Consider the following 10,597-nt stretch of genomic DNA (forward strand, 5'->3'; position numbering starts at 1 on the left):
ACCTCAAATCCTTGAGTCCCCATCCGCGTCTCCATCGCTCGCGGAATGTTCGCGCGGTCACTGGCACTGTCAGTTTGCGACTGCCGCAAGCGCGCGTCGAAGTGAACGATGGACGCACCATTGGCACCGAGCACGTGCAGGCTGGCGCCGCAGCAATTGCGCAGGCTACGATGCGTTGGTTGGCCGATGTCGAGGACGGGTTGCCGGAAAAAATCGGCCATGCCCTCGGCCGGGCCGTCGTAGGGCTCGGCGAGGATCTCGCGCAGCTGGCCTCGCTCCAGCAGATCTGCAAAGGCCTGGTCAGTCATGGTACGCAGGAGAGCATCTGTGCTGCGCAATGCGGCCTGAAGCTCCACGCGCTCGCGGTCCAGGTAGGAGCCCAGCTCGCGCTCGTGAATCATCCAAAACGGTAGCGCCACCACAACGGCCGCAGTACCCCAGAAAAAACACAATTGCAACCAGAATGGCGCACGCATGGACTCATGCCCTGTCCCCGTCGCCGCGTTGGGCAACGTTAAGAAAACCCCGATGCGCAGCCGACCTACTCAATCGCGCAGCCGCGCCCCGGGGGCTCCCTTAGTCCTTGAAAACCGCAACAACCCAGCCTGCGCTGGCGCGCCCCGAGACGCCAGACACGGCATGGGTGCCTGAGGAGGCGAGAATACCTGACAGGAGTCGTCGCTCAGCCCGCGAGGTTCATACAAAAACCTTCGCAGGGTTAGGGCGGGAACGCAAGCACAAGCCGTGTCCCCATGCGACCTGAACAATGGTTCACCGTTTGGAATACTCCGCTCTGGAACATGCCGGGCCATTTGAGCGGGCTCTCGCTTTGCAGCCGAGACAGCGGGCGGTGGCTACGGCTACTCTGTACCCGCAGCGGTCGCTGCCCGTTGCGCCGAGCGCCCGCGCCGCCCCAAAAACGCCTTTTCCAGTTCAACACAGATAAACAACAGGAGCCCGAAGACCAGAATGCGACCCCATTCCGCTGCGCCAATGCCGGTGGTGCCGAACAGAAATTGCAGGGGTGGCGCGTAGGTAAAAAGCCCCTGCAGTACGACCAGCACTGCCACGGCGATCAGCACGGCACGGCTGCCAAGCAGCCCCGCTCTGTTGAATACGGGCTCCAGGATGTAACGGCTATTGAACAGGTAGAAGACCTGACCCACAACCAGCGTGTTGATCGCCGTGGTGCGCGCCGTCTCCACGGCGACGCCCTGGAACTCCATCCACAGAAAGTGGCCAAACGTTCCGAGCACCAGCAGCAGGGAGACGAACGCGACGCGCCAGATCAGGAACCCCGAGAGGATCGGCGTCTCCGGCGGTCGTGGTGGGCGCTGCATCACGCCCGGCTCGGTGGGCTCGAACGCGAGCGCGAGTGCCAGTGTCACCGCCGTGACCATGTTCACCCACAGCACCTGAACCGGTGTCAGCGGCAGCGTCAATCCAAGCAGGATCGCTGCGACGATGGTGAAGGCCTGACCGCCGTTGGTCGGCAGCAAGAACAAGATCGCCTTGCGCAGGTTGTCATAGACCGTTCGCCCCTCCTCGACCGCATGGGCTATGGAGGCAAAGTTGTCATCGGCCAGAACCATTTCCGCGGCCTCGCGCGAGGCCTCGGTCCCCTTGACGCCCATGGCAACACCGACGTCGGCGCGCTTGAGCGCCGGGGCGTCGTTTACGCCATCACCGGTCATGGAGACCACCTGCCGGTTTTCCTGGATCGCCTTCACCAGGCGCAGTTTGTGGTTCGGCGTCGCACGCGCGAAAATATCCGTGTCGCGAACGATGCTTCTCAGGTCGTCATCAGTGGTCTGTTCCAGCTGCTGGCCCGTGACCACGCCGCCCTGCGTACCAATACCCAGCTCTGCGGCGATAGCCTTCGCGGTCACCGCATGGTCGCCGGTAATCATCTTGACGCGGATCCCGGCTTCCTGGCATTCACCCACGGCGTGGATCGCCTCTTCACGCGGCGGGTCGGTAATGCCGCAAACGGCAAGCAGAGTGAGGCCACCGTTCTCGACGTCGTCAAAGGCAAGGGTACGCTTGCCGGCTTCGACCTCCCGGGTGGCGACCGCAAGCAGCCGCTGGCCACGCGCAGCCATCTCCTCCATCCAGCGGTCCCAGCGCTTACGGTCGAGGGGCCGATCCCCGCCGGCGGTACGCTCCTGGTCACAAAGCGCCAGCACACTCTCCGGCGCGCCCTTGAGGTAGATAGAGGAACTCGCCGTCTCATGGCCGTGGTGCAAGGTGGCCATGAATTTGTACGCAGACTCGAAAGGGATCACGTCATCCCGGGGGTACAGCTCGTTGATCTCCCGCGGATCGAGCCCCGCCTTCATCGCCCCCGTAATCAATGCGCCTTCGGTCGGGTCACCTTCCATCACCCAGTCGTCGCCTTTGCGGTAGAGCTCGGCGTCGTTGCAAAGGAGGGTTGCGAGCAAGGCCTGCGAGAGAACGGGATGCTCGGCTGGCTCGATGTCCACGCCCTCGCGGGAAAAACCGCCATGGGGCTCATAGCCAACGCCGCTGACATCGAATGCATCGTCGGCGGTGACCATCGATGTCACCGTCATCTCGTTGCGGGTGAGCGTTCCCGTCTTGTCGGAACAGATCGTCGTCACGGAGCCCAGCGTCTCTACAGCGGGCAGCCGGCGTATGATGGCGTTGCGCGCTGCCATCCGCTGGACGCCGATCGCCAGCGTAATGGTCATGATGGCCGGCAGACCCTCGGGAATGGCAGCGACGGCGAGGCTCACCGCAGCGAGGAAGGTTTCGACAAGGTCGTAGTCACGCACCCAGTAGCCGAAGGCGAACGTCACGGCGGCCAGGACAACGATGGCGACGGAAAGCCAGCGGCCAAAGTGGGCAACATCCCGCAATAGCGGCGTCGTCAGGGTCTCGACCTCCTGCAGCATTGTGGAGATACGCCCGATCTGCGTGTCCGCGCCCGTGCCCACGACCACACCACGGCCCTGACCGAACGTGACCAGCGTGCCGGAGAAGGCCATCGAGGCACGGTCGCCCAGGTCGACGTCCGCCGCCACCGGCTCGGCCTGCTTGTCGACGGCGACGGATTCGCCCGTCAGCATTGCCTCATCGATGCGCATATTGTGCGCCGCGAGCAGGCGCATGTCGGCGGGCACTTTGTCCCCCGCCTGGAGGAAGACGATGTCGCCGGGGACCAGTTGGTCCGCGGGGATGCTGCGCCGCTGCCCGTTGCGCAACGCCAGCGCCTTCGGTGACAGCATGCCCCGGATCGCATCAAGCGCTTTCTCCGCCTTCCCCTCCTGAACGAAGCCGATAATCGCGTTGATCAGCACGACACCGAGGATCACGCCCGTGTCGACCCAGTGCTGCAGCAACGCGGTACCCGCAGCGGCGGCAATCAGGATATAGATCAGGACATTGTGGAACTGAGCCAGGAAGCGCTGCAGCGGGCTGGCTTTCTCGGGCGAGGGCAACTGGTTGTAGCCGTAGCGCTGCAGGCGCTCATTGGCCTGTTCCTCGCTGAGCCCGCTGGTCGAGGCGTCCAACTTGCGCAAGCAGTCGTCGGCTGCCGTGCTATGCCACTGGGTTTGCTCACTCGACATATTCGCTTGCCATCACCTGTCAATGCCTTGAGGGCGCACACGGCTCGCCCTCAAGGCAGGTTGGCGCTGCCGCGGACCGTTGAACTGGTCCGGGGGCTGCATCGAATCTCGGGGACGACGCCGGCTTGCTTCAGTGCCCCTACCCCTGAGCGCGCTTTCGGTCAGCGAACCGTCCTGGCAACGCCAAAGCCATGGTCCACGGCACTTCGCGAGACCCTGGCCGCCTCTACTCGCCATGGGAAGCGGCGTCCCAGGTGCCAAGGCGTTGAGGCGGCCCCTGACGGTGATCCGGTACGCTCGCTTCTCCGGGGAAAACCGGATAGCCGGCACCGTAGCGACAAGCGATGCCCCCGTCAACGCGCGTCAAGCAACGGGTGTATCAAGCCGCACTACAGGATTACACTAAGCGGATGCAGTGCCATAGGCGTCAGGTGAAGATTAAGGGCGCGGCCCAATGGCCTGCACGACGCTGCCGTGACCCCGACCGCACCGTCGCCGCCGCTGCGCGCTGCCGAATAATTCGCCGAGAACCCCCAGGGCTTTGCAGCAGGCCAGGGCCAACGATACGGCATAGCTACCGTTTACGAGGCCGTTGCCAACGCATGGCATCTCCGACAGAGGCAACGGATGACGCTGGATAATCCGCTGGTGGCCTTGGTCGCGGCGCTGGCCATTGGTCTGCTGATCGGCGTGGAACGCGGATGGCAGTGGCGCGAGGCCAGCGAGGGCACGCGCATTGCCGGCGTGCGCACTTATGCCCTGCTGGGACTGTTCGGCGGCATTATTGGCATCCTCTGGCGCGATGGAGGAGTGGCCGTCTTTGGCGTCGCCCTCCTTGCAGTGACCATCATCCTGGTGACCGCCTACGCGCTCCACTCGAGTCACCACAACGACGTCAGTATTACCAGTGCTGTGGCGGCTATCCTGACGTTTGTTCTCGGTTCATTGGCCACGCTCGGGTATCCGGAAATCGCGGGTGCCGGGGCGGGGGCCACTGTCGTGCTCCTGGGCCTCAAACCCGAGTTACACCACTGGCTGCAGCGCATTACCCGGGACGAGCTCAAGGCACTGTTCAAACTGTTGCTCATTTCGGTCGTCCTGTTACCCATACTGCCGAATCAAAACTACGGCCCTTGGGGGGCGTGGAATCCCTACGAAATCTGGTTATTGGTGGTACTCATTGCGGGCCTGTCTTTCGCCGGCTACATCGCGGTGCGCCTGGCCGGCCCGCGGCGGGGTCTGCTGGCAACAGGTGTATTCGGCGGCCTTGCCTCCTCCACGGCACTCACACTGCATTTTGCGCGCCTGGCACGCGGCGATGGGGCGATGACGCCAGTGCTTGCCTCGGGGATTCTCTTCGCCTGCAGCACCATGTTTGTCCGCATGCTGATCATTATCTCGGTGCTCAACTATACCCTGCTCCCGCATGCCTTACCGCCGTTGGCCGCCATGGCAACGGTCGGACTGATCGGTGCGTTCTGGCAAGCAGCCCGACTGAGACTGGTGGACGACCAGTTATCCCCGCTACGTAACCCCATTGAACTCGGCGCAGCCCTCGGGTTTGGGGCACTGCTCAGCGTCATCATTGTGCTGACCGCCGCGTTCGAGGTCTGGTTCGGCGATGCGGGCATCCGCACGCTGGCAGCGATCTCGGGTCTCGCCGATGTGGACGCCATCGTCGTCTCCCTCGCCCGTTTCGCGGATGCTGAGATCACACGGCACATTGCAGTCTCCGGCATTGTGATTGCCGCCGCCGCAAACAGCCTGTCCAAGGCCGTCATGGCTAGCGCCATCGGCGGCCGCCGCCTGGCATACCGCGTCATACCCGTACTCGGACTCATGGCGTTCGTGGGCCTGGCCACACTGGCGAGCCCCTTTACGACCAATTGACAACGGCTACGCGGCCCTTTACCTGCACGCAGGCTTGGACGAGCAGCCGGGCGCGCCATTCGAGACGCTGGCAATCTCTTCGTATCGCGAACGTCACACCACTGGCGAGCGCCGCCCCCCTGTGGCTGGCGCATCCCCCTTGGCCCGCTGCTGCGCCGCGACGCAAGGCCGCGGCGTGCTAGTGTCCTGTCCCGCAAATAACATTACGATTGTTGCGGCCCTGACGGCCCCTGGCGGCGTTGCGCCTCCTCGCCGTAGTCCCCGCTACGCCTCGTCGGCGCGCCTTGCCAGGAACCGACAGGATCCACGCCAATTTTCGCAACCTATTTACGGGACAGGACACTAGAACGTCCCGAACAGCGTGCCGGCAGTGATCAGGAAAACCAGTGACAGGATTGGTACCAGCACCCCCACAACCGCGATATCCACATAGGCTTGCCGATGCGTCAAACCGCAGATCGACAGCAGCGTGATCACTGCGCCGTTGTGGGGAAGGGCGTCCAGACCGCCGGTGGCAACTGCCGTCACCCGGTGCAGGAGTTCCGGCGAGATCCCGGCGGCCTGCCCCATCGCCAAATAGGTGTCACCCAGCGTTGCCAAGGCAATGCTCATACCTCCGGAGGCGGAGCCGGTCATTCCGGCCAGGACATTCACGGCAATGGCCAAGGAAATCAGTGGATTATCGCCGCCTACTGAGGTGATCCATGCACTGATCATGTCGAAGGCGGCAAGCGAGGCGATCACCGAGCCGAAGCCGACCAGGCTTGCGGTATTGAAGATCGGTAGCAGGGAGGCATTGGCGCCGCTGTCGAGTGTCATGGTGAGTTTCGGAAGCCGCTGCAGATTGGTGACAACCAGGACCACGATGGAGATGACCAATGCCGCGATAACCGACCAGACCCCGCGCACGGAATCGATGGATGTGGCGCCGTATTCCGGCTCGGCAAGGTACCCGGTATCCATGGCGGGAATCACCAGCGTCGTGAACACGAGGTTCAGCGCAATCACCAGCACAATGGGCAGAACCGCCAGTGACACCGGGGGCAGTCCCCTCGGCGTGTCTTCCGGCGGCACCTCCAGCAGGTCGAACCCTTCCCCGGCTGAGCGCTCGCGCAGGGTCTTGTTCACTTCCGGGGCGTTGTCCGTGTGTTCCCCGTAACCTTCGCCGCGCGTGCGTGCCTGGTTCGCCCGGTAGGTCAGCCAAGCCTGGCCTAGAACCAGCATCATCAGCCCGGTGAGGATGCCAAGCCCGGGTGCGGCAAACGGTGACGTGCCGAAGTACGGCATAGGGATCGCGTTTTGTATCGCCGGGGTGCCAGGCAGCGCAGTCATGGTGAATGTGAAGGCGCCCAGGGCAATGGTCCCGGGAATTAACCGCTTGGGCAGATTGGATTGGCGGAACAAGGCGGCCGCGATGGGAAAGATCGCGAAGGCCACAACGAACAGTGACACCCCGCCGTAGGTCATGACCGCGCAGGAGAGGACCACGGCCAGTATCGCTCTGGCATCACCCAGCCGCTTGACGATCACCTGGGCGAGCACCTCGGCGCTGCCGGAGTCCTCCATGAGCTTTCCGAAGATCGCACCCAGCAGGAACAAAGGGAAGTAGCGGACAATGAACTCCCCTGCGGCACCCATGAAGACCTGCGTGTAGCTCGCCAGCAGCGGCGTCTCCACCGACACCAGGGCCACCAACGCAGCCAGGCCAGGCGCCAGAATCAGCAGGCTGATCCCGCGATAGGCCAGGTAGATCAGCAGGATCAGGGCGACGACGATTGCAAGCACTCCGATCATTGTTCGCTACCTTTGGTTGTATTCGTGGCCGAGCCACCGTGAATGGTGACGGGACAGATGGCATCCTGGACCAGTTCGTTAGCCGACGCGACGATCGCCGCCACTGCGACGTCGCTACCGTTCACAGCGCAGTCGGCAAGGGCCATGCCCGACTGCCAACCCTGCATCCAGGTCCGCTCTTCGCATACCCGCCTTGCAATCCGGGCTCCGAGGTGCGGAACGCGGGGCGAGTCGGCTGCGTATATTGCATAGCAACGTGACAGAGCGCCAATTCCGATGCATCGTAATCGCTAGTCTCCGGTGAACGTGACCGATGTTAATCCGCGTACCGGGCTTATCGCCTGGCGAAGGGAGCACGCCATGACAACCACCGTTGGGCCGACTATCGCTGTCATCGAGGATGAGGTCGACACGCTAGTCACGCTGCACCAACTTCTCTCCTCCGTTCAAATCGATACCGACTGGTTTGACTCGGCTCAAGCGTTCTGGGCAAGCGCGCACAAAACGCCACAGGGTTGGTGTGTGCTGGCGGATGCCAGCGCACCCGGTGTGCTGGGCGCGCCATTCATTCACCAGTTGTCGCAACACGGAGTGATCGCCCCCGTCATCCTGCTGGTGGAGCCGAATGATGTGACCACGGCTGTGGAGGCGCTCAGGAATGGCGCCGCGGATGTACTGGAGAACCCCTTCAACGATCAGCTCTTGCTGGATGCGGTGCATGCGGCACAGCGCCGTGCGCGGCATGCATCCTTGAGCCGGGATCGCCGGCGAGATCTAAGCGCGCGTTTAAGCAACTTGACGAGCAGAGAGCTCGAGGTTGCCGTCTTCGTAGTCAGGGGCTGCTCGAACCGGGAGATTGCCCGCGCGTTAAACATCAGCTCGAGAACTGTGGAGGTCTATCGCGCCAAGGTCATGCGCAAGACCGGCGCGACAAGCCTTTGCGACCTGATCCGAATGGCGATCAATGCGAACCTAATGGAAATGGAAATGGAAATCAGGAGCGCCCGGGCCTCGTAAGGCCTTATCGTGATCGTTACCGCTTCATGAAACGGCCCCTCACGACCCCCCACCGGGCATCGGATCGCGAACGGTAGAATCCGCGATCACGCCCACCGGAACGCGTCCCTTGCGGACAGGTTATCGGCGAAAGCCTTCACCTTGCCGCGAATCTCGGCTCGCCAATGAGCGAGATCGTCGGCGAGGTCGAACTCGATTGGCACAAACTCCCCACCCCGCACCTGACCCGCAAGCTCGGCGAAAATGCCCATCCAACCGCCTACGTCGCCCGAGAAGATCGTTTGCAGGGCGTCCCGCTGTCCATCACCGGCGCACTCATCCGTTAACGGTGCCAAGGGAGACGGGGCCTTCTCTTACTCAGGCCTCCAGCACTAGGCGACGTGCCATTAAACAGCGGAAGTTAAAGTGTGTGATGACGAGGGGCGTTCTCAACAGCCACTTGTGGCCTGGTTTTCCAGCAGTTCTAATTTTGCCGATCTTCCGTTGGCGCTGGCTCCCGGCCGTCACTCCCGCGGTGGGTACGTGGTGGAGTCCTGCCATGGCACCGGGTCCTATCGAAGGGCGTAGGGTGCCATTAGCGCCAGCGTAATGCACCGTTAAACAAATCGCGCCGCAGGCGCACGGGCGCAACACGAGTTGTGCGCCTGCGGCGCCATGTCATCGACGGCGGGTTACGCTGCGCTAACCCGCCCTACGGGTATGGCGTCCAGCCATGCCATGGCACTGGGTCCTATCGAAGGGCGTAGACATGCATTAACGCAAGCGTAATGCACCATTATCTGCTGCGCGCCGACACCCGTGAGGCTCTGGGTTCAGCGCCATAATTAGAATTGCTGCTGGTTTTCCGCGGCCTTTGACAGGTGTCGGGAACGCTGTAGAATGCTCGCCTGAATCGCGACAGGCGCGTAGCTCAGCTGGTTAGAGCACCACCTTGACATGGTGGGGGTCGGTGGTTCGAGTCCACTCGCGCCTACCAACATTCAGAGCGAAAACGGCGACTTACGGAGATTCCGGGGTCGCCTTTTTTGTCACCGGCTAGAGGTCGGGCGGTATGTGACCGATCTGTGACCACCCCGAGTGTACACAGAAGGGTGCAAGTGCCCGATGTATGGGGCAGTGAACGCATTAACCCTACCCAGCCGGACGGTAGCTGAATCCATGCGCCTGTCTGTTAGATATCGGCCCACAAACGGTCGGTTCGTATAGGGTGAGGGCATCGCCGTATTCTGACGGCAAAAATTGGCAGCTCTACCCGGCCCGCTCTGCCGTCTGCGCCGGAGGGGGCATGTGCAGACGGAATTCCAGCTCCTGCCAAAGCGCGCGCCAGGCTCGGGCCGCGCGACTGCGGGGGGCAAAGGCACCAACAGGCGCGCGATGTTCGCCCATGCGCTCGTTATCCACAGCAGATGGAATCCAGGATTGCAGAACGTTCACCATGGATTCGGGCGGTTGTGCCAGCCATTGGCTGTGTATCGCGCGCCGCCGATCGACAAGAGAGAAATACGGATATAACGAGCGCCTGTAGATCCCCAGGCGATCAAGCTCGCGAACGACCTCATCATAAGCCCGCACGGATAAATGGGACGGGATGGTTGGCATCAGCAAACTATCGGCGGCGCGAAAGACCGCCTCGGCGAGGCGGGAAAGACCCGGTGGGCAGTCAACGAATACCACATCATAGCGACGCGCTACCGGTTTCAGCAGGCGACGGAGGAACTTCGCGCGCGCCCCGCCCGCGCGGTCCAGCCGAACATCGAGATTTCGCAACGTATGATGGGCGGCCGCACAGTCGAGATTCGGCCAGGCTGTCGCCAAGACGGATCCCGATAAGGCCTGACGACTGTTTACGAGCCGTTTGCCGTGCGGCCCATCGGGTTCACAACCGAGATACCAGGTCGCTGCGCCTTGGGGGTCAAGATCCCAGCAAAGCACCCCGTAACCCGCCTTTGCTGCCTGATAGGCGAGGTTAACGGCACCTGTTGTCTTGCCAACCCCTCCCTTGAGATGACACAGAGCGATCACGCGCATCGGATACCGCCTCAATACGGTTGCTGGCAGTCATTCCGCCAGAGTTCCCACCAGCCTTCGAGACGCCGTTGGTAGGCCTTCGGCGACTCGCTGTAGAGACGCCGGCCCAGACTAAAGGCCTCGACACGAAGTTCTTCCTGGCGTTGCCCCATGCACAGAAGCGGGCTCGTCAAGCGCTCTTCGCCGCCGTAGCGCTCCGGCTCAGCTAGCAGAGCCGCCCTGAGAACCATGAGATCGTGGTCATCGCCGAGACAATCGGACAGCGTTTTCAACTCCCG

At 62.7% G+C, this 10,597-nt stretch carries 7 protein-coding genes, 1 tRNA gene and 1 pseudogene; 3 read left to right on the forward strand and 6 right to left on the reverse strand.

Features of this window, described 5'->3' with window-relative positions:
• On the reverse strand, nt 1-476 hold a 476-nt coding region (locus QZT63_RS16575), incomplete at its 3' end, for a hypothetical protein (protein ID WP_290652631.1).
• Nucleotides 477-860: 384 nt separating this feature from the next.
• Nucleotides 861-3,590 carry a cation-transporting P-type ATPase gene (locus QZT63_RS16580; RefSeq protein WP_290652633.1) on the reverse strand — a complete coding sequence of 910 codons (2,730 nt, stop codon included), beginning with the start codon at nt 3,588-3,590 and terminating at the stop codon, nt 861-863.
• Between the two features lie 627 nt (nt 3,591-4,217).
• Here QZT63_RS16580 and QZT63_RS16585 point away from each other — a divergent pair.
• Nucleotides 4,218-5,480 carry an MgtC/SapB family protein gene (locus QZT63_RS16585; RefSeq protein WP_290652635.1) on the forward strand — a complete coding sequence of 421 codons (1,263 nt, stop codon included), beginning with the start codon at nt 4,218-4,220 and terminating at the stop codon, nt 5,478-5,480.
• Between the two features lie 342 nt (nt 5,481-5,822).
• Here the strand turns inward: QZT63_RS16585 and QZT63_RS16590 are convergent, their stop codons facing one another.
• Complete coding sequence (locus QZT63_RS16590) at nt 5,823-7,274, reverse strand: GntP family permease (RefSeq protein ID WP_290652637.1); 1,452 nt, start codon at nt 7,272-7,274, stop codon at nt 5,823-5,825.
• A gap of 360 nt (nt 7,275-7,634) precedes the next feature.
• Between QZT63_RS16590 and QZT63_RS16595 the strand changes: the two genes are divergently transcribed.
• Nucleotides 7,635-8,291 (forward strand): LuxR C-terminal-related transcriptional regulator, encoded by a 657-nt coding sequence (locus QZT63_RS16595; RefSeq protein ID WP_290652639.1) that lies wholly within the window; start codon nt 7,635-7,637, stop codon nt 8,289-8,291.
• A gap of 86 nt (nt 8,292-8,377) precedes the next feature.
• On the opposite strand, the gene QZT63_RS20150 is transcribed toward QZT63_RS16595, so the two are convergent.
• On the reverse strand, nt 8,378-8,626 hold the full coding sequence (locus tag QZT63_RS20150) for a DUF1326 domain-containing protein (RefSeq protein ID WP_366637417.1): 249 nt from the start codon (nt 8,624-8,626) through the stop codon (nt 8,378-8,380).
• Between the two features lie 564 nt (nt 8,627-9,190).
• Between QZT63_RS20150 and QZT63_RS16605 the strand changes: the two genes are divergently transcribed.
• A tRNA-Val gene (locus QZT63_RS16605) sits at nt 9,191-9,267 on the forward strand.
• A gap of 272 nt (nt 9,268-9,539) precedes the next feature.
• Here QZT63_RS16605 and QZT63_RS16610 read toward each other — a convergent pair.
• Both QZT63_RS16610 and QZT63_RS16615 read right to left on the reverse strand, forming a co-directional pair.
• Nucleotides 9,540-10,319, reverse strand: coding sequence for a ParA family protein (locus tag QZT63_RS16610; protein WP_290652643.1), 780 nt, complete (start codon nt 10,317-10,319; stop codon nt 9,540-9,542).
• An 11-nt stretch (nt 10,320-10,330) separates the two neighbouring features.
• A pseudogene (locus QZT63_RS16615) lies at nt 10,331-10,597 on the reverse strand (CHAD domain-containing protein); the annotation flags it as partial.

Origin of the sequence: Aquisalimonas sp. (assembly GCF_007120195.1) — a bacterium.
Taxonomy (GTDB): Bacteria; Pseudomonadota; Gammaproteobacteria; order Nitrococcales; family Aquisalimonadaceae; genus Aquisalimonas.